This window comes from Paenibacillus uliginis N3/975 (assembly GCF_900177425.1).
GTDB lineage: Bacteria > Bacillota > Bacilli > Paenibacillales > Paenibacillaceae > Paenibacillus_AQ > Paenibacillus_AQ uliginis.
In genome coordinates this window covers 2439222-2466151 of the sequence record NZ_LT840184.1, presented here as the reverse complement: position 1 = coordinate 2466151, position 26930 = coordinate 2439222, and the positions used below count along the sequence as shown (strand labels likewise).

Here is a 26930-nt window from a genome sequence, read left to right as displayed (position 1 = left end):
AATACACAACATCAATCGTTACATCATTCTTTCGACGATGTCAGCGATAGTATAGGATTTCAGTACATTTAGTGTACTTTCCTCAATCTCAGATAAAATATCAGAAAAAGCGTTCTTCATCTGACCACCTAAGCAGTTATCTCTTGCAGCCTCCAACATGCTGTCGGCGATGGTATTGTGAATCTGGAGCGCCGAATAAATATCAGCAAGCGATATGTTATCTGCGCCCTTAACTAATCGGTATCCCCCGTCTCTTCCTTCACGGGATTCGATAATATGTTCTAAGGCCAACGCCTTTAAAATTCTTCTGATAAGCGTCGCATCGATATGCAGATGAGTTGCGATATCACCGCTGGAACATTTACCGCCTGAGTGTTTCTCAAGAACAACAAGTGCTTGGAGTGCTAAGCTAAAAGTTTTATGGGTGGATGGGCAGGCCATGACCGATTTCTTAGAAGACGATACTTTATCCACTTTGATGCACCTCCCCTTTTATCGTAGTTCATTAAAATATTGTAACTTAAAACCTAACACTCCAGCAAGGTAACAAAAAGGTTTGAATACTCAATTTATAAGAATTGTGTAATATCCTGCTTTTTCCGGTTAACTACTAACTGAAATACATCAGGACGGCTATAGTGACCAACCACATCAAAATCATAACGACTTTGAACGATTTGAGAAAGGTCCAGCGTTGCGAACAGAATGCCTTTTTCATTATACAAAGGTTCAACGACATATTCTCCAAGAGGACTTACAATAGCACTTCCCCCTCTGCTTAATATATCGGGATCTTGTTCAACATCTTCATAACAAGCTAAATCAGCGGGATATGAGTCTTTGGTCGAATACTGATTGCAAGAGATGACGAAACAGCGGCCTTCACAGGCAATATGGCGCAGTGCAGCCTGCCATGTATCGCGTGCATCTGCTGTTGGAGCGATGTAAATGTCAATTCCTTGTGCGTACATAGACGTCCGAGCAAGCGGCATATAATTTTCCCAACAGATGAGTCCGCCTATTCTTCCGAACGGCGTATCGATAACCGTAAGAGTGCTTCCATCACCTTGTCCCCACAACAGGCGCTCCGAACCCGTAGGTACGAGCTTCCGGTGTTTACCGAGAACCTTCCCGTCTGGTCCGATGTATACCATAGAATTGTATAAGGTCCCTCTGCTGAACTCCTGATCTCTTTCAACTACTCCGATGACAAGATAAACACCCGTTTCCTTAGCAAGTTCCCCTAATGTGTCTGTCTCCGTTCCAGGAATATCGATCGCGCTTTCCCAATATCGTTCCCAGTCTTTTCTGCCATCAGTATTTCTGCTTCCGACACGGGTTCCAAAGCTCAAGCCTCTAGGATACCCCCCTAAAAAAACTTCGGGAAACACAACCAGGTCGGCTCCTTGCTCTGCAGCATCTCTCGTATGACCATCAATCTTGTCCATAGCTGATTGTTTGTTAAACAAAATAGGAGCGTCCTGTACAACGGCTACACGAATATGTTGACTGTTCATGTCATCCTTCCCTTCTCGAGCGATATTATGATATATGATATATGACGAACCCTCATTTCAAACCGTCCATTAATGAATGAATTTAACCATCCAATTAATTCGACAATATTCCCATCCATGTTCAACAGATTGATAGAGTTTTGTCATATATATGATGAAAATTCAGACTTTTCTAAAAAACGAATAGTGATATGATAAAAATCACAGTGCTTGTTCATTCTACATACAGACAGAAAGGATGAAAAATGTGTGGAAACCTGATCGCAAAAGCAATCAGCCTCTTTATCAACAAATCGCAGATGATCTCGAACAAAGAATATCCTACGGGGAGTTTCCACCTGGAAGTTTGCTTCCTTCCGAACGTAAATTAGCAGACCAACTGGGGGTAAATCGTAGCACCGTTGTGCTTGCATATGCAGAGCTTCGGTCGCTTGGAATCATAGAAAGCCGATCTGGAAGCGGTACCCGGGTCAGCAGAACAAAATGGGGAGCAACACCCAAACATACACCGAATTGGCATCGTTATGCGGAAGGTGGTAATTTCTTGCCTAACTTGCCTTTTTTGCGCCGTATTCGTGTCGCTCTGGAGCAGGATCCATCCATCATAGATTTTGCCAGTGGTGAACTCGCCGGAGACTTGGCACCCATTGACGAGATTAATGCAATAATGAACGAAAAACAAAATACGTCGTATTGGGGTTATGACAACCCCCAAGGCTATATGCCTTTGAGACAGGCACTGGTATCGTTTCTAAAAGAGTATCGAGGTATCCATACGACCGAATCGTCAATACTGATTACATCCGGTTCACAGCAATCTTTATACTTGATAACCCAATGTTTGTTATCTCCAGGGGACGCAGTCGCCATTGAAGATCCATCGTACAGTTATTCATTGCCCATGTTCCAGTCTGCTGGTCTTCGATTGTTCAGGCTTCCCGTCGATGAGCGGGGTGTGCAGCCTGAAGATATTCGTTCTCTATTCAAAAAACATAAAATCAAAATGATGTTTATTAATCCCAACTTTCAGAACCCAACGGGTACTTTACTTGCTGAAGAGAGAAGAAAAAAATTGCTTGATGTTGCAAGCGAACTCGGACTACCCATCGTTGAGGATGACCCTTTTAGCTTAACGGCATACAAAGGTACGCCCCCTTCACCGTTAAAATCGTCTGATGCGATCGGGTCTGTGCTTTATATCGGGTCTTTTTCCAAAATTGCCGCATCCGGCTTGCGTGTTGGATGGATGGTAGCTCCTCATTCCGTTGTCGAACGACTGGCTGATGCCAGACAGCAAATGGATTTTGGCCTTAGTGTTGTACCGCAAAAGGTTGCCGCTACATTCCTGGAATCACCGTTTTTTGATCCCCATATGGATCGGTTGCGGTCAACTCTTCTTTACAAGCGCGATTTAATCATTGAGGTCATTCAAAAAGAGATGCCAGATCTTGTTGAGTATCATATTCCTGATGGAGGACTGCATCTGTGGTGCAAAATTGTACCTGAGGTGAATGACACCAAATTACTGGATGCCGCTATTCAAAGAGGGGTAATCTTCGTACCTGGAAGTGTATATGGATCGGATTCCAGTTACGTTAGGCTTACATTTGCCCGTGCAAGAACTGAAGATATTCATACTGGCATATCCAGATTTGCGGAAGCGCTTCGCTCAACATTAGAAATAGAAAATTAAAAAAAGGTGCATGATACGATTCAATGTTCGTAAAGAATCTCTACCATGCACCTTTTTGTATATCTTCTTCTCGTCCTTTACTTCTGTAAAGCTTTCACATCTTTAATAATTTTGTCGTATGGAGTATCCGTAGTTCCATCATACTTTGCAACGACCGTTCCAGATTGATCAACCAAGTAAAAAGAAGTGCCGTGTATTACTTGATCTGAAGCAGTATCCATGATAAGGGGCGTCTTGAAAGATTTCAGAACAAACGATTTGATGTCTTCGTATTCGTAACCAGTTAAGGCATGCCAGTTCGTAAAATCAGCATCAAACTTCTCTAGATAGCTTTTTAATGCCGCAGGGTCATCACGCTCCGGATCAACAGAGAATGAAATCAGTTCAGCCTCTACCCCTTCTTTTTTTAATCGTTTCTGAAGTTCCGCCATATTGGCTGTCATTGTTGGACACACCGTAATACAATGTGTAAAGACAAAATCCGCAACCCATACTTTACCACTTAAATCCGATAAGGATACGGTCTCCTCATCTTGGTTCATATATTCAAATGGTTCAACTGGGATGCTAAACTGGTTTGGCTTGGAATTTCCACATGCCGTTGCCACTCCAAGGATCATGATGAGTAAAGTAACTATAGCAAGCTTTTTCAAAACATACTCCCCCTTATTTCATATTAGCCAACCACCCAGCTAAAATCTCAATCTCGTTATCCTCTAACAGCTTTTTAAAAGAAGGCATGCCCTTTGAGCCATCCCGAATAATTTCGTTGATTTTTTCCTCCGTCATTGTTGAGCCGATATTTTGCAAGGCCGGCCCCACTTTGCCACTTAAATCTACTGCATGGCAGGAGATGCATTGATTTTTATACAATGCGACAGCTTCTTCATCCTCGGGAGACATAATCGTTGCCCGTAGTGTTGAATCATCCACCGCTTTCTGGTTGCAGGCGCTTAGGAGAAGTACTGCTAATATGGCAATAATTAAGCCGCGTTTTCTTGTCACTGCTTACCCTCCCTAACCGTAAAGTTCATAATAGTTTCATTAGCGTATCAAAATGACCGTCCTGCTGTATCCAAGATCATGATGACGAACACAATCATTAAATAATTGACCGAAATGAAAAAATTCGTTTTAGCCCATCGGTCATTTTGAGATTTCGTTATACCGCGTACGGTATGCCACAACCACAGCACACTTCCAATCAAGGATACGATAAGGAAAATGACGCCTGAGTATTGTAATACATACATCAGAATAACGGTAGGAACCAGAAGCACGACATACGGAATCATCTGCAAATTCGTGCGTCTTATCCCTTTTTTCACAGGCAAAAGTGGATATCCAGCCGCTTTATACTCTTCAACACGGCGTATGGCAAGTGACCAGAAATGGGCAGGCTGCCATAAAAACAACAATAAGAATAAAAGAAAAGCCCCTGCATCCAGTTGATTCGTAATCGCACAGTATCCAATAACGGGCGGCATCGCCCCCGAAACACCGCCAACTGCCGTGCTCCAGGTCGATGTTCTTTTCAGCCACATCGTATAAATAACAATATAGACGAACATGCCGAGCAACCCGAGCCAGCCACAAAGCGTATTAACCTTCCAAAACAAAATCGTTTCTCCGGCAATACCGAGCACAAAGGCGTACAAGACTACATATGCCAGCTTTAATCGCCCTTCTGCCAGCGGCCTATCTTTCGTTCGATTCATCTTGCGATCCAGCTTATAGTCCCACACATTGTTAACGACGCAGGCGGATGCCATGGTGAGGACCGTACCGAGCAGTGTCCACAGCAACAAGCTTTCATTTATTACCCATTCAGAGGCCAGCCAGAAGCCTCCGAATGTAGCAATGAGATTAAGCTGAAGTATGCGTGGCTTGGTTAAGTGCAGCCAGTCCGCCAGCATACTCTTTTTTTTCATAATGCCACCATGTTGTTAAGCATGATCCATATCGATCCTGCGACAATAACGACCAGAATCACCAGACCGAGGATCAAGGAGATCAAATTATAGCGAGGGTTCTTTTCCTCACGTAAATGCATGAAGAATAATAGTTGAACAAACAGCTGCAATACGGCGGCTATCATCAGCACGAGTGCTAACCCTGTTCCTTGAAGCCATTCATTCAAGACCACTGCAATCGGAATCACCGTTAAAATAATGGAGCAAATAAATCCGATCGTATACGATTTAAAGGAACCATGATGCTCTTCCTGTACATGAGCCGAGTTCGAATCCGTCATGTTAGCTCACCCCCATCAAGTACACAATCGTGAACACAAATATCCAAACAACGTCAAGGAAATGCCAGAACAGACTAATGATATTGACTTTACGCGTTGTCACCGGTGTAATACCTCTTCTTGACAACTGAATGATTAAAGCGACAATCCATACTAATCCAAACAATACGTGGATACCGTGAGTACCCACCAGCGTGAAGAACGCTGATAAAAATGCACTCGTGCCAATCGTAGCACCTTGATCCACCAAGTGAACAAACTCAGTAATTTCTAGACTTAGGAAAGTTGCACCGAGCAATGCAGTAACACCTAGCCAGCCCATCAGAGCCTTTACTTTCTTTTTATGCATGGCGAGTACGGCAAGTCCACATGTATAACTGCTCGTAAGCAATATGAAAGTACTTGCAATAATACCGTTTATCTGGAACAGATCGGCAGCTCCCGGTCCTCCATCGGTGTTATGCTGAAGGACGATATACGTTGCAAATAAAGTTCCAAAAATAATAACATCGGTCATTAAATAGATCCAAAAACCGAATGTCCGTACCTCCTCCATATCCGGATGGTCATGGTGAGACTCCTGCAAATGGGATTGTGCCATTAAATATTCACCTTCCTTAAGGCGGCTTCTGTACGTTCAATTTCATCGACAGGGATGTAATAATCCGTATCATAGTTGAAGGAATGGTAAAGTAAACAAGCGACTACTCCACCCAAACCAGCTATAACAAACCACTCCCAATGGAATATAAATCCGAAACCGGCTATGAACCAGCAACCCGACATGATAATAGGAGTACCGGAGTTTCTAGGCATATGAATGGGCTCCAATTTTTGAACCGGAGTAGGTCCAGATTGTCCCTGTTCTTTGCGCTGCTTACGCTCCCACCAATCATCCTGCTGAGTAACTTGCGGTAGGACCGCGAAATTGTACACCGGAGCCGGAGATGGGGTGGACCATTCCAGTGTGCGTCCATTCCACGGATCTCCTGTTGTATCCAGATTATTTTTGCGATGCTTGAACCCATCAACGATCTGCCATACCTGGAACAGAAATGCAATCCCCATCAATACTGCCCCAATCGTTGAAACGACGTTCAATTCCCACCAGCCTTTGTCCCAGGTGTAAGTGACGACGCGGCGGGTCATTCCCATGAGACCGAGAACATATTGTGGCATGAAGCAGAAGTAAAATCCGATGTTCCAGACCCAGAACGCCCATTTTCCGATACGTTCATTCAGCTTAAAGCCGAACATTTTGGGCCACCAATAGTACAGCCCAGCAAAATAACCGAACACTACACCACCGATAATGACCTGGTGGAAGTGAGCGATCAGGAAGTAGCTGTTGTGGAATTGAAAGTCAGCTGGTGCAACCGACAGAAGTACTCCAGTCAGCCCACCGACAATAAAGCACGGGATAAATCCGATCGTCCACAACATAGGAGTTTCAAACGTGATTTTTCCTCTGAACATGGTGAAGAGCCAGTTGAACACTTTAACACCAGTTGGTATGGCAATTAGCATGGTCGTTAACGCAAAGAATGCATTTACGTCAGCTCCTGATCCCATCGTAAAGAAATGGTGCGCCCAAACGAGGAAAGACAATACGCTGATGATCATCATGGCATACACCATGGATTTGTATCCAAACAACTTTTTCTTCGCAAAAGTTGACACAATTTCAGAGAAGATACCAAATGCGGGAAGTACAATAATGTAAACCTCAGGATGACCCCACATCCAGATCAAGTTGATATACATCATAGGGTTTCCGCCGCCATCCAGGGTGAAGAAATGTGCGCCGGCATAACGGTCTAGGAACAACAGCGCCAGAGTTGCTGTCAAGATTGGAAACGAAAAGATGATCGCAATACAACTGGATAACACCGACCATGAAAACATCGGCATTTTCATCAACTTCATTCCTGGCGCCCGCATTTTCAGGATCGTTACAATAAAGTTAATCCCGGTCATCAAGCTACCGATACCTGAGATCTGTATACCCCAAATGTAGAAATCCTGTCCAACTCCAGGGTTGTATTGAAGCTCAGAATAAGGTGGATACGCGAGCCAGCCCGCATCGGGTGAGCCCCCGATTACAAATGATAGGTTAAACAACATCGCACCTGAGAAGAACAACCAGAAGCTTAACGAGTTCAAAAATGGGTACGCGACATCCCTTGCTCCAATTTGAAGCGGTACCATGATGTTGAACAAACCGAACATGAATGGCATGGCCATAAATAGAATCATAATGACGCCATGCGTTGTAAAAATCTGATTATAGTGATCCGGTGTCAGGAAATCGACCCCCGGCATGGCCAGTTGTGCTCTCATGAGAAGAGCATCAACTCCCCCACGGAACAACATTAGAAAAGCAGCTAGAATATACAGGATTCCGATCTTTTTATGGTCAACCGTAGTGAGCCATTCTCGCCACAGCCATTTCCATTTCTTAAAATAAGTTAACCCGAATATGATTGCTATCATGGTTAGTACGATAGTTACATCGGCTCCGTATATTAACGGATCGCCCGTTACAAAAAACTCGGAGGCGAAGTCTTTTACCTTCTCCCACATGGATAAATCTCTCCTTACTTCATGATCCAAATATACCTACTTTGCTTCATCTGGCTTGATTTTTTGAGCCTCTTTCGACGACAACCCATGGTTGTGAGAGGCTCCGTATTTCGTAACGGTCATCTCGAACAACCCTTCAGGAAACTCGGAAAATGTCTGAACTTCTGAAGTCGAGGGCTCAACCAACTGTTTATATCCGTCCAATGTTAGCTTCGGTGATCCTGTTTTAACATCATCCACCCATTGATCGAATTGTTCCTGAGTGGTCGCTTCTACATCGAAATACATCTGAGCAAATTCGGTGCCGGTGAAATTAGCCCCAGACCCCCAGTAATGCCCCACCTCATCGGCTTGCAGATGAAGATTCATCGCCATGCCGGACATGGCATACATTTGTCCTCCAAGCTGTGGAATCCAAAACGAGTTCATTGGAGAGTCGGCGGTGATTTCAAACCGAACCGGCACGTCCTCCGGAATTTTCAACTCATTTATCGTTGCAATCCCCTGTTCCGGGTACTGGAACAACCACTTCCAATTGAGGGAAGTTACTTGAACGGTCAAAGGCTTCTTATCTGAAGCCAGCGGCTTTGAGGGTTCCAATGCATATGTAGCTTTTACGGTTATTACGGCCAACGCCAAAATAATAACGATTGGTATTCCCCACCAAATGAGCTCCAGCTTGGTGCTGTGCTCCCAATTCGGTGTATAACGCGCCTTTCTTCCCTTTTTGTCACGGTATCGCCAGATAATAAACGCAGTAAGGATGAGTACAGGAACAATTACAATACTGCACAGCAAGAGTGTAATCACCATCAAATCTCGCTGCTGCTCTGCAATAGGCCCCTTGGGATTCAATACAATGATCTTTTCTGCACATCCGGTTGTTGCTAGCACCGTCATGATCGACATGACAAACAACATCATGTATCGCAGCGCTTTAGATCGCTTCATTTCCTTCAGCTCCATTCCACTTGCTATTCCTGAATTACTGTATAAGAGAACAGGTGGAGTGTCACCAGCCGCTCTTTCAGAAATAAGAACAGTCCATGTTCAACTTTCTGTAACAAATGTCACAAAGAAGGCGATTGATATTCCGTTTTCTTGAACACTTCGATTTACAAGTGTCTCCTCTTGCACGACCGAATGGACAAAGTAGTCAGTATACTGAACAAGAAGGTGGCCAAAACATTATGAACGAGACTGGCAAACAGATATGCGTCTGGATCATTCATTACGAATGTGAGCCATGCTCCACTGAAAATCTGTGCCGTCACAAAAACAAGCAGGCCGGTTGTCGAGAATGTAAGCTCTGAGTGATCACTCTTCGCTTCGTGCCGCCGAACAAGAATAAACAGAATAATGGCCAAAACCAATAGAAGCGCAGCTGCTACCCGATGAATGAATACGATCCCTGACGCGCCGTACATATAAGGAATGACTTGTCCATTGCACAACGGCCACCCCATACACCCAGCATCCGACTCGGTATGACGAATGTACGCGCCAAGATATATGACGATACAGCTATGCACCCATGTTCCCCATACGATGACTCTAATATGGGTTGGAATAGGAACCGCACGATAGCTCACTTTTTCTTTTTGCATCTGATACATCCATACGACTAGAAGCATGCTGCTGGCAACTGCAAGCAGAGCGATGCCGAAATGGAGGGCCATTACAGCAGGCTGTTGCGGCCACATGACAGCGGCTGCTCCCATTAAAGCTTGAATAATTGTAAAAAACAGTGTTCCTCCGGCATAGTACAACGCTTCCTTATGCGACTTGTAATAACGCCATGTCGCAATGAAGGTTGCAAGAACCAGCAGTCCCACTACACCTGTTATCATGCGGTGAGAATATTCGATCATGGATTCCAGCGTATAGGCGGGGACAAATTTGCCATTACATAATGGCCAATCGTCACCACAACCTCGGCCTGATCCCGTTTTGGTTACTATCGCTCCAGCAAGTAATACGAAGAACATACCGATAAATGAGGACCACGTCAGTAGTCGATAACGGAACGAAAACAAATGAATCACCTCTTATGTCTGTTTTATAAGTCACCCTCAACGAATATAATGACTTACACTACAATCGTGACCCTCCAATTATTAATTTGAGTCCCCATCCGTTGGACACATTTCTATTTAAAGGGGGGGGGTGGAAATACAGAATTAAACGGTTTATGCAATAAAAATAGACCCATTGGAATGCCGGTTTGATAAGGCATTCCAATGGGTCTGAAGTACATCCAGGTCCTCAATATCTTTTTACATGACGGCTAGTCTTTCCGCATGTCTATTTTTTGATTTGAATTTTCATTTCAAGTTCTTTAATATACGTTTTTTTCGGATGGCCTTGGTCGTCCATTTCCAACGCTCCATCTTTATTTTTGGTTAGTATATATGGCTTTATGGTCATGGATGCAGGTATTTGTGAAAATTGGCTGTAAGTCGAATCATAGTAAGCATGAGGTAATGGCATCAAAGATTTGGACAGTTTCCCCTTATCATCCGCAAGGTCATAATATACTTCCGCCCCTTTGTATTTCCCGTTACTGTTCAACTCCAGACGATTCGTAAACGGTGTTACCTCTAGCCGGGTAACTTGGTAGCTGAAAGAGCCGAAGCTTTTTTTAGCAGCCGGCCTCATAACGATATTATTGCTTTTTCCCGTAGTTTTGACGACGGGAAAAGTAAGTTCAAAGACTTCTTTGACTCCGGATAATCCAACCTTAAGCGTCAAATTGAACTTGTCCGGGGAAGCGGGCCTGTTTGCTTTACGGATCGCATCGTTGAATTCCAAAAACATGGAATCGTCATTTGGCCCGAAATTAACACTGTTAAATCCAATATTTGTCAGTTTTTTACCATTGTATAAAAAGTCCGAACCCACGTAAATTCCCTTTTCCTTGACGTCCCCGATCACGACACCTTCACGGATCCCTGGAATTTCGGCGGTCATGGGTAACGGGAATTTGGCCCCTTCCCGCTGCAGCAACACGTTGACACGCGTCCCGTCGTAAAAATATTCGACGGCTTTTAACGTCACTCCCCCATGAGTAGCGCTGTAATTCACTTTCTTTGTCAACCCCTGTTCAGCCGCCTTCTGAAGCCCTTTCTCTTCGGAACGGGAGAATAAGCTACTGCTGGATTGACTCGTTGAAGCCGCAGCTGCCGGAGAGGCGAGAACATGGCTTGTCCCTAAGATTCCAAGACCTAGCATTGCTGAAGCAGCGGTCACGGCAATAGTTTTTTTGAACGTGTGTTTGTTTAATAAGTACATCTTCTCACTCCATTCTAATGTTATATCTATATAACAATCGACTAGCTCGTAAATGTGACACGAATTCATGCCGATTTAGATGATTTCCAGAGCTTTGAAAACAACAAAAAGCCCCATTGGAATATCTGTTCCTCTGAACAGATATTCCAATGGGGCCGAGATGGTCTGTTATCTGAGTGTCACTCCACTTCTTTACCGAGGGAGTAACGGCACGATAACCTGTTTTACTTAAATATCATCCAAATCACAATAAATGCAATCAATGAAAACACATAAATTAAGGTTAATTTTGTGACATTCGCTCTAGTTTTACGTTCATAATTGGGGTTTGCTTTCTTATTCTCTTGAGAGTGACCGACAAGTAATGTTGAAACTCCCCCGATTAATGCCAATGTAATGACGATAATGTACATGACCATCGCTATCAACCCCTTTTTAAAGGTAATCTTTTAGTTCGTATGTCTATTCTTATGCAACTCAACAACAACCTTAACCTCTTTTGTTGTTGAATCCTCAGGTCCTTTAATCGGTAGTCCTGCCTCTACATGCCGTATAATATAGTCAACAACATCCTGGGATATAATCTGTCCAGGCATAAGAATTGGAATACCCGGGGGATAAACATAGATGGACTCAGCGATGATCCGCCCCGATGATTGTTCAAATAAAACGGTTTCTGTATCTGCATAGAAAGCATCTCTTGGTGACATTAAAAATGGTGAAGCATCAGGAATGGTGGCAGGCGTAAGAGCAACTGCACTCTCTTTTTTCCTGAACGTATCATCCATGTGTTTCAAAGCGAGTATAAGCTGCTTAACTTCATGTTCGGTGTCCCCAAGCGTGATGAGACACAAAATGTTCGACAGATCGCTTAGCTCTACCTCGATGTTATATTGCTCACGTAGCCACAGTTCCGCCTCATATCCCGTAATGCCAAGTTGTCCAACATGAACGCACAGCTTCGTTGGATCATAATTGTATACACCTTTCAGGTCGAGTATTTCTTCGCCATAGCAGTAAAGCCCAGGAAAGACATTGATGTGACTTCTGGCTTGATTCGCTAAATTAATAGCGTTCTCCGCAAGCAGTCGCCCATTTATAGCTAAATGCCGTCTAGCAGTATCCAGGGAGGCTAGAAGGATATACGAGGTTGAAGTGGTTGTCAACATACTCATAAGAGTGCGAATCCGTTCTATATTTACCAATTTGCCCTTCACATTGAGGATCGAACTCTGAGTCAATGACCCTCCAAGTTTATGGACACTGGTTGCCGCCATATCTGCGCCCGCTTGCATAGCCGACACAGGCAGATTCTCATGAAAGTGAATAAGTGTTCCATGTGCTTCATCCACCAGAACCGGTATCCCATAGCCGTGAACGAACTCGACCATCTCGGTCAAGTCCACGCTCGTTCCATAGTAGGTTGGGTTTATGAGTAGAACCGCTTTCACACCTGGGTTCTGCTCTATCGCTTGCTGGATCGATTCTTTCAACACTCCATGCTCGATCCCTAACTTGTGATCTCGCTCAGGCGTTACCCATACCGGAATCGCTCCAGCAAAAATAATGGCCGACAAAATGGATTTGTGGGCATTGCGAGGCACGATAATCTTGTCACCTGGCGCACAAACAGACATGATCATTGTCATAATTGCCCCAGTGGTCCCTTGTACGGAAAACAACGTATAGTCTGCGCCAAAAGCTTCAGCCGCGAGGCGCTCCGCTTCCAAAATAACCCCTGACGGTTGATGAAGATCATCGAGTGGGACAATATTGATTAGATCAATGGCTAGAGCATTGTCACCCATATAGGATCGGAATTGCGGATCCATCCCTTTACCTTTTTTATGACCGGGTATATGAAAAGGCAAAGGGTCGCTCATTGCATGTTGTACTAAAGCGTCAAACAATGGAGTTCTATGTTGGTTCATGGTGATCTTTCCTTTCAATGAACATTCCTTATCAAGTGACTTCAAGAAGCCATATCAATCAAATAATACTGGCTACAATACCAATCGTAACCATCCAATTTTCAATTTTGTATACCATCCACTTTGAAAGAGATAAAAATAACCCCCAAAGCCATTCGATTGAATAGCCCGGGGGTTATTTTCATATGTTTATAAAGTTCATCATTCGTATAATGGCTCTATGCACCGGCAGCGGCAGTTCCGCCTGCGATCAGCATGTCAACATGGATTATATCTTTTGTTACCGGATTGCGTTGGATTTCTTTCAGTTCAACAGATACGGACGTCCCTCCGTCAATCGACAACTCTAATGTCTTGGTTAATCCGTCCCGCATCAATAGCGAGAATTCCCGTGCGTTTACATGAACCATACCAATGGTCCCCTTCTTCCCGAGCAGATTGCAAGGCAGTCTGCCCTCTTTACGCAGATTCCGCAAATCGGAACGTTTCTCATTCATTCTTGTAAGCGCTTCTAAATGATGTGTCATATCAACATACTCCTTCTAGGTTATCATAATTAGTCGTCACTAGGGTTCATGCATCCCCGTATGATCATTCGTCCGGTACACGACCAGAATGCTGCTTAGTTGCTCGGACGTATCGCGATTCGAGCGATATCCCGCGAAATACTTAATGTCAATCACTTGCTCGTCCTGTAACGTTGCCAGAAATTCGTTCGCTTTCTTCTCCGCCGTTACAGAACCCCTATCTAGAAACTCTTTCACCTGAATCATGGCATCCATCCTTTCTCACTTGACCATTTAATGTAAATTCATTCTAACTATACACAAAGGCACTTCGCCCGTGAGGGAGCGAAATGCCTCGTTGCTTATACTGTATCAAGATTGGTGTACATTGTCAACATTGCCTGATGTATCCATTAAAAGTAAATTATGAATCAATTATCTTCTTTATTTGACAATAGGATCAGGTCGATCTTAATTCGTACAGACCGTTTTGGAGAACAACACGGGCGGAATCGGTACCTTCAATGGAAACCCTGGTGTCGAATACGCCAGGGATGCGGCCGTCTGGAAACCAGGGCCGGTGCTTGTCCACAACAATTAATCTACCTTCTGCGTCACCGAGCGCAGCGAATTGCTGGCCATCTCCGCTCCACAGACGAAGTCGGAATGTTTCGGTTAGTTCTTTAACGACTTGCGAGACATTATCGACAGGAAGGCCGATCTCACTGATACATAGTAAATTTTTTGACCCAAAAGCTTCATCTGTCGTATTGTTGAGCGTATGGTGAGCAATGAATTCGATTAGGTTGCCGTCTGGATCGTAGAAGTAAAATGCCGATGCATTCCAGTTCTCGAATAGGAATTCATTTTGACCATCTTTGGAGAATAATGCGATTCCTCGTTCACTCACCCACTGCTTCGCTTCTGAGAACTTATTTGCAGGAATCGTGAAAGCAATATGATAATATGGTTGATCCTGTGAAGAAGCCTTACGGAAAGCGAGAATTGTACTCCCAGCCTGAAATAATAACTGGGACGGTTGATCCTCCAGAACATCCAGTCCCAATAGAGATCCGTAAAATCCCTTAATCGCTTCGAATTGTTGAGTACTTAATAAGACTTTCGAAAATTTCATTCGGTGTACCTCCCACTTTGTTCTTTCTCTATCCTTGCCCTCATTATAGATTTACTCATATAATAGATCAATACTATATATTCTATTATAGTAATAGTATTAGACTATGATAAAAGGAGATTTCTTCAGTGGAAATCAGACAACTACAATATTTTCTTATGTTATGTAATGAATTGCATTTTTCTGAAGCTGCATATAAATTAGGGATTTCACAACCAACATTGAGTCAACAAATACGGGTGATCGAAGATGAGTTAGGCGTGCCTTTGTTCGACCGGATTGGCAAAAAGACAGTTAAAACTGCAGCGGGAGAGCTTCTGGAGGGCTATGCTTTACAAATTGTTCAACAATTAGAAAACGCAAAAAATGCTATCGCCGATCTCAGGAATTTGAACTCCGGACAAGTGCGTATTGCTGTATTACCTTCGGATCTGGATTATCGACTAACATCATTACTCATCGATTTCCACAAGGATTTACCTAATACCAAAGTTAAAATGATTCCATCCATAGATATTTTGAATAAAGTGTTAAGCAATGAAGTAGATATTGGCGTTGGTTTAGCAATTCAAGATGATCCACGTCTTAATCACATCCCCTTTTATACGGAAACGTATAGTCTTTATGTAGATAATGAACATGACTTAGCGATGAGGGAAATTATTTCACCTGAAGATTTGACGAATATACCTTTAGTTATGTACCCTAAGGGTTTTTATGGGCGAGATTTAATTGATGACTGGTGTAAAGAGCAAAAAATTACGATCCACACCGTAATGGAAACGGGCTCTGCCACTTCCTTGTTTCAACTGGTTAAAGAAGGCATTGGAGCTACCATTCAACCAAGCCAATTGAATGAAATTCTCAAGTCACCAAATATTCGTGCCATTCCAATTGAGTATTCCCCCATCAGAGAATTGGAGATTATTTATCGTAATGATAAATATTTAAACCGAGCTGCATTAACATTCATGAAAAGGTTGGAAGTGTTTTTTTAGAGATTAAAGAAAGCCACAAATTTGTATCATTTCATTCAAAAAATCGTCAATAACACCCTCTAAACTGTGTGGTATTTCACGGCAAAATTTAATTACAACACGATTGACGAATCATCGTCTGGCTCGTCTTTTTTCAATTATTCCCAAATGCCCATAGAAAAATGATGCGCATGGTCTGCAGGGTCATCAGAGAGGCACAATTGGACTAATAAAGAAAAAGCAGGCAACCCAAGGATGAATCCTTGAGTTGCCTGCTTGGTTTTTGTCTATGTTTTGAAGCTCTCTTGTCCCCGAATTTCTTCTGCTAAGAAATTAACAGGTCAGACTTAATTTATTTTTTCTGTGGTAACGGGGTGAACAGCAAGTTAACCGGAAGATTACTGCCTGGAGCTGCCGTTAACAGAATTTCAACCTTTTGTTCAAATCCGCCTGTACGATACAACACGGATTGTTCATCAGGCTTTACCTGACCCAAGGAATAAATAGGGACGATATCCCCATTTACCATAGCATACCCGGAATACTTACCTCCACGTGGATTAAAGGAAATCAGTGTATTGGGTGCTACATTATCAAAGGTGATTTTGTAAAGAACTCCGAAGTTACCAGCATTGGATGTTACCTCTTCATACATAGGATCCATCCCGGACAAATTGGGATCATCTAGGTTGTCACCCAAGATGAGGCGCTGTGGTTCTCCCCCTACCTGATCTGAGTATTGGATGACGCGAGTAGAGTTGGGATACGTTCCCCGGTTGTGTACCCCATCACTATCCAGAACAGGCAGTTGGTCAATTACGCTTAATGGTTCCGATTTCTCATCAATCATGATTACATCAAACTGTACAGGCAAATCACTGTACATATCCGAAAACAGAGAAATAACATCCCCATTTTTCATTTTTTGTTTATTGAGCTCTGTCATGACGATTTTACGTTCACCCGGCTCAAGTGTAATCGAAGATTGTTTGGATCCATCTTTCATCGATTGGAAATAATTCAGAACTGACTTTTTACCCGCAGCCGTCGCTATATATGATGGCCCTGCAAATCCTAAGTAATCCGTTCTAAGGGTTGCTGCTGTACTGTTCTTATTTGTAGCCACTACGTACATTTTTACATTTTTATCGAGATTGTTAACATGGTGAATCATAAATCGCATATCGCCGACGGCCGTCTCTTGATATACAATCCCTTCAGTATCTACCGTTTCTGGACTATTGCTTCGAATCAAAGTACTCGGTTTGTCATTAAATGTGTAATTGAGCTTGGATCGAGAAGAAACATTTGAAATGAAAGAGAATTTTTCACCTGCAGGTATAAAGAGCATATTAAAATCATCTTGGGAATAGAGTGAATCACCTGTTATATTAATACTTGTTTCATAAGTAGAGCTCAGACCCTTATTATCAGTTACAGTGAGTTTGATTGTTTTGGGACCTGGAGTAAAAAAGGCAAACTCCTTGTTCTCCCATTTCGTAGTCTTAATCTCTCCATCATCAGTGCTCTCGTCTGTATAAGTAATCAATTCACCCATCATGTACTCAGCCTTATCTGTTGAGAAAAAAGCCACAGGAGGTTGATTCGGCTGAATTACGGTTATGGTTTGTGTATAAGGATCACTCCATGATCCACTTGAATCCTGCACAGAATAACTAATTTTGTATTCTCCTGGAGTATCAAACACTTCTTGTTTGCCTTCCCACCGTTCATCAACAATAGGAAGTCCAAGTGATGACTCCGATTCTGTCTTATATGTAACGATTGTCTCACCCGCAAAAATCTCTTTAGGCGCCACCGTAAATTTAGCTGTCGGTTTAGTCTCCAAATTCATAATAACTCGCTTACCCACATTGTCTGCTTTGTATGGAATATTTAAAGCTTGAGTTATTGCTGTTAACGGAACCATGAACGTGCTGTTTGTCTGATAGGAAGTACCTTTCATGGTCTTTGTCACACCATTTACCGTATATTTACTGCTGTCTGTTTTGAAACGAAGCTCGTTGCTGCCTTTAAGGATAATCGTTTCCTTTGTTTTCTTATCATAAGTGACCTTGAAGCCAACACGGTCTACAAGGGCACGAATCGGAACATAAGAGACTCCATTTTTAACTTGCATAGGCTGGGGTGCATTATAGACTTTACCGCCGTGTTCCATTTTAGTGCTATTGAAGTATAAGATCAGTTCATTCATATTTGATGATACCGGAGTAATAGGTTCCTCAGGTTCCTCAATATCGTCAATAATAGGCATCGTAGCGTTCGGATCATAAACTTCTTGAGTAACTGTCCCTTGTGGAATATCCGTGTTACCCGCTTCCGCTCCTACAGGGATAACTGTTGCTACCTGCGAAAGGGCTAGCACGGTTAACAAAATCGATAATTTCTTCAGTTTCATTCTCAGACTCCTTCAATCTCTAGTTTTTATTTTCCAATTAGTCATAGTATTAGACGCCGTTCTGTGTAAATAGTTTCTATAATTGTCCAATAAATATTGATTCTTGTCTAAAAAAAGAATTTTTAATAGTTTCCATCAGTTGAAAATGTCGAATTTCCTGCAAAAAACTGACCGTTTGGCAAGCTTGTCCACAAAATAACGGTACATCAACTATGAATACATGTTCTTGTCTACCGAAAACAAAAAAACAAAGTTACCCTTAACTCACCAGTTAAAGGTAACTTTGTTTCATTTATACGGAATGATTAATTAAAACGATGCGCTTCTTGCAGCACCAGTACATGTCCTCTTGTGCCGTCCAATCGAATCATCTCGCCATCTCTGATGAGCGTCGTCACTTGCTCGATCCCGACGACGGACGGTATTCCATATTCACGGGCAACGACCGCGCCATGCGTCATCATCCCTCCGACCTCTGTGATAAGCCCCTTCGGGAAGAGAACACTACATACTTCAGCATACTTACTTTAAAGTGATGACGTTTACTGACAAAAGAAAAGCTTTCGCTGACCGTTATTGTGACGCCCATCTGGATATCGTCATATGATACGTCATCGGGTCAAACACCCATCTTACAACAAAGGCAGGTAATAATAAAACGATGATATCTTATATGGATTTCACATCACCATCTGTGCAGTATTTTTATGATCTAAGCCAAAATCAATTTTTTAAAAAAGACAGACGCAATTACATTAATTCTCTTTCCGTCAATCAGCTTAATACGTTAGGAAACGTCTCTTTGTTAGATATTTATCTTAGTAAATCGAACGTAGTCGAGCCACACACTCATCAAAATGCATCAGAACTAGTCTACTGTATATCAGGAGCCGCAGTCGTCTCATTAATCAACCCATTTACTAAAAAGCTGGTTAACATCCCCATTACACCTGGGCAAGTAGCAAACGTTCCACAGGGTTGGTGGCATTACGAAATTGCTACTGTGGACAATACTCACTTATTAGCCGTCTTTGATGCCCCTGTTCCGGAATTCATACCGGGATCAGATCTGCTTCGTCTAACACCTGCTGACATTTTGGCACATACGTATTGCTTGGATGAGGCGAAGGTCGAGGAAACGCTCGCTCCTATTACAGAAACTGTTGTCATTGGACCACCGTGCAATTGCAATAACGTTCAGAATGGTAATGAAAACTGTGCACCAACACAGCAAAATAATCAAGGGCAGTGTAACACATATGGATACACAAAAATACAACAGCAACCGCCACAAGTTATAGGAAATGGATGGCAGTATCCTACTCGATAGTAAGCAAGGTTTAACTGCTTCAAAACTCTCTTACCGTTTATTTTTTTACCTGAACAAGTTGGTTCATTCCTTTCCCTATCCGATAATATCGAACACCATCATGGGTGCTTAACTTGAATGTTTGACTCTGAGGTTCATAGGTAACGGAATCGTCTGATTCTGCGTCCAGAGCGCTATTTAGTAGATATCCTCTATGGTTTCTTTCGGAAGCGCCGATCACGAAGAAGCAAATCCATGTAAAGAAGAAGAGCAAGCTGCATTTCGCGCTTGCTCTTCTTCTTTTTTCTTTCTTCCAAATAGGAATTATTATGTTATAAACATATATATACTAATTAGAGATGTGGTGCTATCAAATTTCATGGATAACCAATTGGATGTACAACTGTATTTGGATCGCATCGGGTTTAACGGTCCCATCAACAACAGTCCAGAAGTGCTGGCTAAATTACAGGAGCAACATGTTCACACGGTCCCTTACGAGAACTTGGATATACTCGGACACATCCCCTTATCGCTTGAAATCCCGGATCTGTTTCATAAGATCGTAATTGAGCGCCGGGGAGGTTACTGCTTTGAACTGAACGCACTGTTCGGATGGCTTCTGCAGGAACTCGGATTCAAGGTTACTAATTATTTCGGCCGGTTTTGGCGGGGTGAGTCCCATACGCCAGTCAAACGACGTCACCATATCCTTCACGTTGACATACATGATAGACGATTTATCGCTGATGTTGGAGCGGGCATGGCACCTCGACTACCGATCGAACTTATTGAGGACGCCGAACAAATACAAGGCACTGAAATCTACCAGGTTAATAAAACATCATCTTACGGATGGATGTTGTACGAACGAAAGAATGAAATTTTGGACCCTGTTTATTCCTTCACGGAGGAAGCCAATTTACCTCAAGATTATTTTACGACGTCTTACTGGTGCCAGTATTCCCCTGAATCGGTATTTAATAAAGGAGCCAAAGTATTCATTCGTACCAAAGACGGACGGAACACCGTAGATGGTCATGAGTTTCGTATATTTACATCCGATGAGGTACGTACATTTTCACCTTCCAGTCCACAAGAATATGCAGATGCTTTATATGTTCACTTCGGAATCAAGTTACCTTTTGAATTGAAACAATAACGTTCTTTTAAATGGAGAATTGGGAGATTCAAACAATGAAAAATATCAGATACATTTTTTTTGATTGTATGGAGACCATAATTGATTTATTTGAGCTCCCGACTTCAAGTGACTATGCTTTTTGGTCTTACGCGAATTCTGGAGTTGAACAGTATTGGCAGAGTTTTGATGACTATTTAGAAAGATATAATATCGCAAAGAAATTAATGAACGATAGTTATGATACTTATCAGGAGTATGAACTGAAACAAAGAATTGAGGTTGTTGTTAACGCCACAGAATCAATCAAGCAGGATAAGAAAGAAGTTACAAATCGTTTATATGATAACTACTGGAATACATATAAATCTAAGTGTTTTATTAAGGAAGAAGTTAGGGATGCGGTATTACAACTTAAAGAGAAGTATCGCTTAGCAATCGTGTCTAACTTCATGGTCATGAACGGAATTGAAGAGTTGTTGAACAAAAACAATATGAGAAACAGTTTTGAATTCATTGTGTCATCCATTGGATTTGGATGGAGAAAACCTGATCCTAGGATATATAAGTACGCTATTGATAACTCTGGATGTGAGGCGCAGGAGATTCTTTTCATTGGTGATGATTATGAGAACGATTACGTTGCTCCAAGGAAATCTGGGATGAATTCACTATGGTTAAATAAATTTCATGAAAAGAGAGATGATATTGATCAAGTACATGACTTTTATGAAATAACGCAAAAACTTTTAGGGTAAATACGAAGAGGAGATTCACTTCCCTACCAAAAACCTCAGTATTGAATGACAGCTGACTGAGCTGTACTTAACGGAAAGCCCCCCAATCGAAAAAGCATCCACACCGTTTAAACGATGCAGATGCTTTTTTTAGTTATCTTAATACTTATAAGAACACTAGTATATTACTAGTTATTTCGTAAATAAATATTTCCCTGTGTGTGACTCGCGATTAGATGCGATGTCATGTGGGCTACCGTAAGCAACCACCAGTCCGCCGGAAGTTCCACCACCAGGACCCATATCGATTACCCAATCGGAAGCTGCAATTAAACTCGTGTTATGCTCAACCATAATGACCGTATTCCCAGCATCAACAAGTTTGTTCAACAGCACATGCAGCTTTTGAACATCCAGCGGATGCAGACCAGTAGACGGTTCATCGAGCAAGTACAAAGTGTGGCCTCCGGAAGTTGCGCTTAACTCTTTTGCAAGCTTTAACCGCTGCGCTTCCCCACCGGAGAGTGTTGTTACAGACTGTCCCCACTGTAAGTATCCAAGCCCCACTTCGCATAATAACTCAAGCAGTTTTTTCATCTTCTTATGTTCAGCGAACAGAGAAAGACTCTCCTCAATCCCCAGCTCGAGGATATCCGAAATCGAATGATCTTTATAAGTTACTTCTAGCACTTCTTGATTGAATCTTTGTCCCTTGCAATCCGGACAGACAACTTGCAGATGAGATAAGAAATGCATATCCACCATGACTTGTCCCAATCCTTCACATCTCTCACATCTTCCTCCCGGTGTATTGAATGAGAAATGTTTAGCTTCAAGACCACTCTCTTTAGCTCCGGGCAATGCTGCAAAAGTCTTTCGTAGTAAAGTGTACAAATCCACGTAAGTGGAAACACTGGAGCGTTGCATGCGAGAAAGCGGTGATTGATCCACTTTGATCACACTTTGGATAGGTTCCAGTCCTGTGATGTCCCGGCATCCTTCGATCTTTGAAACGGTTTGGTTCGCAGAAGCAAGCAGGTCAAAGACAAGTGTGGATTTACCTGAACCCGATACACCGGAAACTGCCGTCAAACATCCGAGCGGGAACTCGACTGTTATGTTCTGCAGATTGTGGCGTGTTGCTTCATGAATGGTGATGACGTCACCATCGCCCCTACGCCCGGATGATGGAATACTTCCCTCTTCCTTCATGTATCGTCCCGTGACAGACTGTTCTTGATTCATAAGTTCAGTAAGCGTTCCTTGTCCAACGATCTCTCCCCCAAAACGTCCTGCACCCGGTCCAACATCAATAATATGATCAGCCTCTTGAATGACCCGTTCATCATGCTCAATAAGAAGGACTGTATTGCCGAGATCACGCAGTTCCTTCATAACTTGAATCAGACCGTCTGTGTCTTTCGGATGCAGTCCCGAAGTAGGCTCATCCAGCAAATACAGCACCCCAGTAAGTCCAGAACCAAGAATAGAAGCAAGTCTTAACCTTTGTGATTCTCCTCCGGACAGGGTAATGGTCTGTCGATCCAGAGACAAATAGCCGAGTCCTACATTGATTACCCTTTTTATCTTAATCAATAAATCATTTAGAACCGTATCAAAGAGTGTATCTCCTTCTTGCTGATACTTGGCGTGAACGCCCTCTAACCAATCGCATAACTCATCCAACGAACATCTTGATAAAGACGGCAGTGTTTTCCCTTCTACAGTGACTTGGCGGCTTTCTTCTTTTAGTCTTTCTCCTCCGCAATCATGACAGGTCTGGGTCTGAAAATACGCAGCTTCACTGGACTGACCTTCCTTCTCTTTATAACGCTGCCACATGCCAGTCAAAACACCTTTAAAGTTCCCTTTTCCCGCCGTTTTAGGTGGACTCATATCCGGAAAATGTCGTGAGAAGGCTTCACTTTCAACACCATAAAAGAGTAAGTCCCACTGGACTTCACTGTAGGTATTCAACGGCTGATCCGAATTCATTTCAAAACCATAATGCTTACCCGCAGCTTTAAGAATACTCGAGTAATATTCATTGATTGCGTCATACCAAAAGGTTACGGCCCCACCGCGAATGCTTTTCTCTTTATCAAACACAGCCTCGACATCGATATCAACTACAGTCCCAAGCCCACTACAGGTTGGACAAGCACCACTTGGTGTATTAAAGGAAAAATCCGATTTGGTCAAAGGGGGATAAGCAAATTTACAAGCGGAACAATAAATAACCTCTTCTTCTCCTCCAGCAGATGCCGGTGGGATCACCTGTTGGCATTGCCTACACTTTCGTTCGCCTTTTTTCTGAAACACCAAACGCAGATAGGTGTACATATCCGTCACTGTTCCGACCGTTGAACGTGGATTCCGGTTTGTCACATGCTGACCAATGGAGATGGACGGGGATAGCCCGACAATGGAATCGACTTTAGGCTTTGATATCGATTCTGATGACATCCCGCTCGACTCCATATATTGCCGTTGGCATTCCCGCTGCAAAATATCCATTGCAAGTGTGGATTTTCCCGATCCTGATGGACCTGTAACTACCACGAGCTGATGTTTGGGAATGTTAAGCGTTATATTTTTTAAGTTATTCTCTCTCGCTCCAGTAATACGAATGAAATCTGTCATATAACCCTCCAATATTGAATGAAAATTGTACTACATCAACCACTTTACAACATTGATGCAAGTGATAAGGTTCAGATAAAGATTTGTTAATATGAAGCATAATCAGAGCTTGATATCCGTCATGAAACTTTAATGTTTTTTTAGAATGTTTTACATCTTGATGGACATGCCATAAAATTCAGGATAGATGAGCTTAAAGCCCAGTCTTTGATACATTTTAATTTTCGCCACATCTGCAATCACTAGTATGTCAGCATCCTTTGAGGCTTTGTTAGCCAAATAAGCTAATAACTCTTTGATGATCATTTCCTCTAATCCCTGTTCTTGATACGAGGGATGAACTGCGATATCTACAATTTGAAAATAACAAGCTCCATCACCAATGATTCTGCCCATTGCATTAAGCCTAGAGTCCTCTCCTCGTACAATTACCGAAACAACGAATTCTTTAGTGCGACATCGGCCACGGAGTTATCCATGGAACCAAGCCCTACAGCTTTTCTCAATTTTATATACTCATTGCTGTTAGGAGTCTCATGCGAAATGTTCATTCAATCACCTATTCCTCTATTGGGAGTGAAATCAAGACCTTCACAATCATTTTATAACATTGATGCAAGTGAGAAGGTGTTGCTCCACGATACTTAGAATAGAAGCTCTATAAGATGCAAAGTATGTCTATGCACTTTAGGGTTTTTATTTAATGTTTGTCTGTGTGGAACGCATTTGGTATAGTGGTAACCTGGAACCTACTACGGTTAAGAGGAGTGCCCGAGATGCGCTATTACAAACCGATTGAGATTGCCAAAGAACTTAACATCAGTACGAGCGCTTTGCGACATTACGAGGATTGGGGAGTCATCCCGAAACCCGCTCGTGCAGAAAATGGCTACCGTCTGTATACAAAAGTACATTTAGCTTACTTTCGCTGCCTTCGAGCCTTGTTTCCTGGATTCGGTGTAGGCATCACATGTGATGTGCTTCGGCATATACAAAACGCTGAAGTGGATAAAGCCTTTTGGATCGTTAATCATGAGCAAGCCAAACTTCAGCATGAAAAAATGGTTGCGGATCAGACGCTTGCGCTACTTCAGGACCCGGAGCTACCTCTCATCCCAAATAAAAAACTGAAAAGTCATATGACCATTGGCGAAGTCGCAGCCCTGACCGATGTACAGGATTCAGCCATCAGGCATTGGGAAAAGGAAGGACTGATCTCGCCATTGCGAGACCCCGAGAATGGATACCGGATTTTCACATCCATGCACATTCGGCAAATCCTACTCATTCGTACATTGCGAAGAACGGTTTACTTTTTGGAAAATATGAAGGAGATTGTTCAGGCTGTGGAACATCACAGCATCGAAAAAGCAAAAAAAGTTACTGAAGATGCTCTGATAAGCATTAACCAGCGTAATCGCCAGCAGTTTCGAGGCGTTCAACAATTGGTTGAGCTTTGCGATGTATTGGAATTAATCGATTGATTTAGACAGTTCGATTATTGAACATTTCATACTTCATGTTTTTCTGTCGTATAATTAGATCAAATCTTTTTTTTCGAGAGGAGACCATTTCAATGACCGCTAGCGAATCCCCGAAAAATCTGTTTACGAATGAATTCACCCAGAACCCATACCCGGTATACGAAAAATTAAGGAAAAGCGATCCCCTGCTTAATTTGATGTTTCCGGACGGTTCTTACGGCTGGCTTGTCAGCAGTTATGAAGATGCAGTAGCGGTCTTAAAGGATCCTAGATTTATCAAAGACATAACGAAAATATACGGTAACGAATATGCAAGCGTTTTTACAAGTAATATGCTATTCTCTGACCCACCAGATCACAAAAGACTTCGTGGACTTGTACAAAAAGGGTTTACTCCGCAAATCATTGCCGGAATGAGAGACCATATTCAAGACATTGCTGATGAACTTCTTGACGCTGTGTCCTCACAAGACAGCATGAATCTTATCGATGATTATGCCTTCCTCCTACCGATTATCGTGATCAGTGAATTACTCGGGGTTCCTCTCGAGGATCGGGATAAATTCCGGATCTGGTCCAACTCCATTATCGGAGCTTCCAATCAGGAAACTGGAGAAGAAGTGAATCAACATATGAACGAATTCGTTCAGTATCTGGGAGAATGGTTTGCAAATGTCCGCGAAAATCCCGGAGACGACATGATCAGTCAGTTGATTATTTCCGAAGAACAAGGAGACCGCTTATCAGAAGAGGAGTTGTACGGTGTCGTCACCTTGATGATCATTGCCGGCCATGAAACGACGGTCAATCTGATCGGCAATGGTGTGCTTGCACTTCTGGAGCATCCAGAACAACGCAAATTACTGCAAGAACAACCAGACCTTATTCATGGCGCGATTGAGGAGATGCTCCGTTACAACGGCCCTGTCGAATTCAGTACATCCCGCTGGGCAACTGAAGATTTTGAATTTAGAGGCCAGATGATGAAAAGAGGTGATCTGGTCATCGTAGCATTGGATTCCGCCAACCGCGACCCAGAACAATTTAACGATCCTGATATTTTTGATATTACAAGGAATAAAAGCAAGCATCTGGCATTCGGTAAAGGCATTCACCTATGCCTTGGCGCCCCGCTCGCCCGTCTGGAAGGTGAAATTGCAATAAACACGCTATTGCGGCGATTTCCGAATATCGAACTCCGTAGTGACATTCAAGAACTCGAATGGAGACCCGGCATGATTGTTCGGGGTGTGAAAGAGATTCCTCTTTCCATCAAATGACCTAATATTTTTCATAACAGAGCACAATCT

26 protein-coding genes and 1 pseudogene are annotated in these 26930 nt (G+C 42.7%); 7 read left to right on the top strand and 20 right to left on the bottom strand.

Annotated features, from left to right (window positions below; all coding sequences use genetic code 11):
- Positions 1–18: 18 nt before the first annotated feature.
- Both B9N86_RS11740 and B9N86_RS11735 read right to left on the bottom strand, forming a co-directional pair.
- A complete protein-coding gene (locus B9N86_RS11740; protein ID WP_244563041.1) occupies positions 19–474 on the bottom strand; it encodes an RrF2 family transcriptional regulator in 456 nt (151 codons plus the stop codon).
- A gap of 95 nt (positions 475–569) precedes the next feature.
- Positions 570–1517 carry a carbon-nitrogen hydrolase family protein gene (locus tag B9N86_RS11735; protein ID WP_208919381.1) on the bottom strand — a complete coding sequence of 316 codons (948 nt, stop codon included), beginning with the start codon at positions 1515–1517 and terminating at the stop codon, positions 570–572.
- 247 nt (positions 1518–1764) lie between these two features.
- Between B9N86_RS11735 and pdxR the strand changes: the two genes are divergently transcribed.
- Positions 1765–3210: a MocR-like pyridoxine biosynthesis transcription factor PdxR gene (pdxR, locus tag B9N86_RS11730; RefSeq protein ID WP_208919380.1), complete on the top strand. Its 1446-nt coding sequence runs from the start codon at positions 1765–1767 to the stop codon at positions 3208–3210.
- A 77-nt stretch (positions 3211–3287) separates the two neighbouring features.
- Here pdxR and B9N86_RS11725 read toward each other — a convergent pair whose 3' ends face one another.
- The 14 genes from B9N86_RS11725 to B9N86_RS11660 all read right to left on the bottom strand — a co-directional run bounded on the left by B9N86_RS11725 (position 3288) and on the right by B9N86_RS11660 (position 14910).
- The gene (locus B9N86_RS11725) at positions 3288–3863 is read right to left on the bottom strand and encodes an SCO family protein (RefSeq protein WP_208919379.1); all 576 of its coding nucleotides are present in this window, start codon (positions 3861–3863) and stop codon (positions 3288–3290) included.
- A 13-nt stretch (positions 3864–3876) separates the two neighbouring features.
- On the bottom strand, positions 3877–4215 hold the full coding sequence (locus B9N86_RS11720; protein ID WP_208919378.1) for a c-type cytochrome: 339 nt from the start codon (positions 4213–4215) through the stop codon (positions 3877–3879).
- A gap of 47 nt (positions 4216–4262) precedes the next feature.
- On the bottom strand, positions 4263–5126 hold the full coding sequence (cyoE, locus tag B9N86_RS11715; protein ID WP_208920253.1) for a heme o synthase: 864 nt from the start codon (positions 5124–5126) through the stop codon (positions 4263–4265).
- Between the two features lie 11 nt (positions 5127–5137).
- Positions 5138–5464: a cytochrome o ubiquinol oxidase subunit IV gene (gene cyoD, locus B9N86_RS11710; RefSeq protein ID WP_208919377.1), complete on the bottom strand. Its 327-nt coding sequence runs from the start codon at positions 5462–5464 to the stop codon at positions 5138–5140.
- A gap of 1 nt (position 5465) precedes the next feature.
- Entirely contained in the window at positions 5466–6065 is a 600-nt protein-coding gene (gene cyoC / locus B9N86_RS11705; RefSeq protein ID WP_208919376.1) for a cytochrome o ubiquinol oxidase subunit III, read from the bottom strand.
- Complete coding sequence (locus B9N86_RS11700) at positions 6065–8047, bottom strand: cbb3-type cytochrome c oxidase subunit I (RefSeq protein ID WP_208919375.1); 1983 nt, start codon at positions 8045–8047, stop codon at positions 6065–6067. The genes cyoC and B9N86_RS11700 overlap by 1 nt, the downstream gene beginning before the upstream one ends.
- A 36-nt stretch (positions 8048–8083) precedes the next feature.
- Complete coding sequence (gene cyoA / locus B9N86_RS11695; RefSeq protein WP_208919374.1) at positions 8084–8998, bottom strand: ubiquinol oxidase subunit II; 915 nt, start codon at positions 8996–8998, stop codon at positions 8084–8086.
- A 164-nt stretch (positions 8999–9162) separates the two neighbouring features.
- Positions 9163–10092, bottom strand: a complete 930-nt coding sequence (locus tag B9N86_RS11690; protein ID WP_342193812.1) for a COX15/CtaA family protein — start codon at positions 10090–10092, stop codon at positions 9163–9165.
- A 259-nt stretch (positions 10093–10351) separates the two neighbouring features.
- Positions 10352–11338, bottom strand: coding sequence for a DUF4179 domain-containing protein (locus tag B9N86_RS11685; RefSeq protein ID WP_208919373.1), 987 nt, complete (start codon positions 11336–11338; stop codon positions 10352–10354).
- Between the two features lie 224 nt (positions 11339–11562).
- Positions 11563–11751, bottom strand: coding sequence for a hypothetical protein (locus tag B9N86_RS11680; protein WP_244563040.1), 189 nt, complete (start codon positions 11749–11751; stop codon positions 11563–11565).
- Positions 11752–11787: 36 nt separating this feature from the next.
- Positions 11788–13269, bottom strand: coding sequence for an aminotransferase class I/II-fold pyridoxal phosphate-dependent enzyme (locus tag B9N86_RS11675; RefSeq protein ID WP_208919371.1), 1482 nt, complete (start codon positions 13267–13269; stop codon positions 11788–11790).
- Between the two features lie 218 nt (positions 13270–13487).
- Positions 13488–13796 carry a 50S ribosomal protein L25 gene (locus B9N86_RS11670; protein WP_208919370.1) on the bottom strand — a complete coding sequence of 103 codons (309 nt, stop codon included), beginning with the start codon at positions 13794–13796 and terminating at the stop codon, positions 13488–13490.
- 39 nt (positions 13797–13835) lie between these two features.
- Positions 13836–14042: a sporulation protein Cse60 gene (locus B9N86_RS11665; RefSeq protein ID WP_208919369.1), complete on the bottom strand. Its 207-nt coding sequence runs from the start codon at positions 14040–14042 to the stop codon at positions 13836–13838.
- 193 nt (positions 14043–14235) lie between these two features.
- Positions 14236–14910 carry a VOC family protein gene (locus tag B9N86_RS11660; protein WP_208919368.1) on the bottom strand — a complete coding sequence of 225 codons (675 nt, stop codon included), beginning with the start codon at positions 14908–14910 and terminating at the stop codon, positions 14236–14238.
- Between the two features lie 128 nt (positions 14911–15038).
- Between B9N86_RS11660 and B9N86_RS11655 the strand changes: the two genes are divergently transcribed.
- Complete coding sequence (locus B9N86_RS11655; protein WP_208919367.1) at positions 15039–15908, top strand: LysR substrate-binding domain-containing protein; 870 nt, start codon at positions 15039–15041, stop codon at positions 15906–15908.
- Positions 15909–16239: 331 nt separating this feature from the next.
- On the opposite strand, the gene B9N86_RS11650 is transcribed toward B9N86_RS11655, so the two are convergent.
- Together B9N86_RS11650 and B9N86_RS11645 are read right to left on the bottom strand one after the other, a co-directional pair.
- A complete protein-coding gene (locus B9N86_RS11650) occupies positions 16240–18306 on the bottom strand; it encodes a stalk domain-containing protein (protein ID WP_208919366.1) in 2067 nt (688 codons plus the stop codon).
- A gap of 305 nt (positions 18307–18611) precedes the next feature.
- Positions 18612–18797: pseudogene (locus B9N86_RS11645) on the bottom strand (PEP-utilizing enzyme); the annotation flags it as partial.
- Positions 18798–18979: 182 nt separating this feature from the next.
- On the opposite strand from B9N86_RS11645, the gene B9N86_RS11640 reads away from it, so the two are divergent.
- From B9N86_RS11640 to B9N86_RS11630, 3 genes are all read left to right on the top strand, one after another.
- A complete protein-coding gene (locus B9N86_RS11640; protein ID WP_208919365.1) occupies positions 18980–19636 on the top strand; it encodes a cupin domain-containing protein in 657 nt (218 codons plus the stop codon).
- A gap of 358 nt (positions 19637–19994) precedes the next feature.
- Entirely contained in the window at positions 19995–20777 is a 783-nt protein-coding gene (locus tag B9N86_RS11635) for an arylamine N-acetyltransferase family protein (protein WP_208919364.1), read from the top strand.
- 35 nt (positions 20778–20812) lie between these two features.
- A complete protein-coding gene (locus tag B9N86_RS11630) occupies positions 20813–21514 on the top strand; it encodes an HAD family hydrolase (protein WP_208919363.1) in 702 nt (233 codons plus the stop codon).
- 171 nt (positions 21515–21685) lie between these two features.
- Here B9N86_RS11630 and uvrA read toward each other — a convergent pair whose 3' ends face one another.
- Both uvrA and B9N86_RS30235 read right to left on the bottom strand, forming a co-directional pair.
- On the bottom strand, positions 21686–24136 hold the full coding sequence (gene uvrA / locus B9N86_RS11625) for an excinuclease ABC subunit UvrA (protein WP_208919362.1): 2451 nt from the start codon (positions 24134–24136) through the stop codon (positions 21686–21688).
- 150 nt (positions 24137–24286) lie between these two features.
- Positions 24287–24532, bottom strand: coding sequence for a GNAT family N-acetyltransferase (locus B9N86_RS30235; RefSeq protein WP_244563039.1), 246 nt, complete (start codon positions 24530–24532; stop codon positions 24287–24289).
- Positions 24533–24912: 380 nt separating this feature from the next.
- Here B9N86_RS30235 and B9N86_RS11615 point away from each other — a divergent pair, with 380 nt between their 5' ends.
- Together B9N86_RS11615 and B9N86_RS11610 are read left to right on the top strand one after the other, a co-directional pair.
- Entirely contained in the window at positions 24913–25620 is a 708-nt protein-coding gene (locus tag B9N86_RS11615; RefSeq protein ID WP_208919361.1) for a TioE family transcriptional regulator, read from the top strand.
- 92 nt (positions 25621–25712) lie between these two features.
- Positions 25713–26900: a cytochrome P450 family protein gene (locus tag B9N86_RS11610; RefSeq protein WP_208919360.1), complete on the top strand. Its 1188-nt coding sequence runs from the start codon at positions 25713–25715 to the stop codon at positions 26898–26900.
- Positions 26901–26930: the final 30 nt, after the last annotated feature.

Bases quoted from the DNA above. Each gene is read 5' to 3' on its own strand.
- uvrA (WP_208919362.1), bottom strand. From the start codon at position 24,136: ATGACAGATTTCATTCGTATTACTGGAGCGAGAGAGAATAACTTAAAA.
- B9N86_RS11670 (WP_208919370.1), bottom strand. From the start codon at position 13,796: ATGACACATCATTTAGAAGCGCTTACAAGAATGAATGAGAAACGTTCC.
- B9N86_RS11675 (WP_208919371.1), bottom strand. From the start codon at position 13,269: ATGAACCAACATAGAACTCCATTGTTTGACGCTTTAGTACAACATGCA.
- B9N86_RS11635 (WP_208919364.1), top strand. From the start codon at position 19,995: ATGGATAACCAATTGGATGTACAACTGTATTTGGATCGCATCGGGTTT.
- B9N86_RS11660 (WP_208919368.1), bottom strand. From the start codon at position 14,910: ATGAAATTTTCGAAAGTCTTATTAAGTACTCAACAATTCGAAGCGATT.
- cyoD (WP_208919377.1), bottom strand. From the start codon at position 5,464: ATGACGGATTCGAACTCGGCTCATGTACAGGAAGAGCATCATGGTTCC.
- cyoC (WP_208919376.1), bottom strand. From the start codon at position 6,065: ATGGCACAATCCCATTTGCAGGAGTCTCACCATGACCATCCGGATATG.
- B9N86_RS11680 (WP_244563040.1), bottom strand. From the start codon at position 11,751: ATGTACATTATCGTCATTACATTGGCATTAATCGGGGGAGTTTCAACA.
- B9N86_RS30235 (WP_244563039.1), bottom strand. From the start codon at position 24,532: ATGGGCAGAATCATTGGTGATGGAGCTTGTTATTTTCAAATTGTAGAT.
- B9N86_RS11650 (WP_208919366.1), bottom strand. From the start codon at position 18,306: ATGAAACTGAAGAAATTATCGATTTTGTTAACCGTGCTAGCCCTTTCG.
- B9N86_RS11615 (WP_208919361.1), top strand. From the start codon at position 24,913: ATGCGCTATTACAAACCGATTGAGATTGCCAAAGAACTTAACATCAGT.
- B9N86_RS11640 (WP_208919365.1), top strand. From the start codon at position 18,980: ATGGATTTCACATCACCATCTGTGCAGTATTTTTATGATCTAAGCCAA.
- B9N86_RS11685 (WP_208919373.1), bottom strand. From the start codon at position 11,338: ATGTACTTATTAAACAAACACACGTTCAAAAAAACTATTGCCGTGACC.
- B9N86_RS11610 (WP_208919360.1), top strand. From the start codon at position 25,713: ATGACCGCTAGCGAATCCCCGAAAAATCTGTTTACGAATGAATTCACC.
- cyoA (WP_208919374.1), bottom strand. From the start codon at position 8,998: ATGAAGCGATCTAAAGCGCTGCGATACATGATGTTGTTTGTCATGTCG.
- cyoE (WP_208920253.1), bottom strand. From the start codon at position 5,126: ATGCTGGCGGACTGGCTGCACTTAACCAAGCCACGCATACTTCAGCTT.
- B9N86_RS11735 (WP_208919381.1), bottom strand. From the start codon at position 1,517: ATGAACAGTCAACATATTCGTGTAGCCGTTGTACAGGACGCTCCTATT.
- B9N86_RS11700 (WP_208919375.1), bottom strand. From the start codon at position 8,047: ATGTGGGAGAAGGTAAAAGACTTCGCCTCCGAGTTTTTTGTAACGGGC.
- B9N86_RS11630 (WP_208919363.1), top strand. From the start codon at position 20,813: ATGAAAAATATCAGATACATTTTTTTTGATTGTATGGAGACCATAATT.
- B9N86_RS11665 (WP_208919369.1), bottom strand. From the start codon at position 14,042: ATGATTCAGGTGAAAGAGTTTCTAGATAGGGGTTCTGTAACGGCGGAG.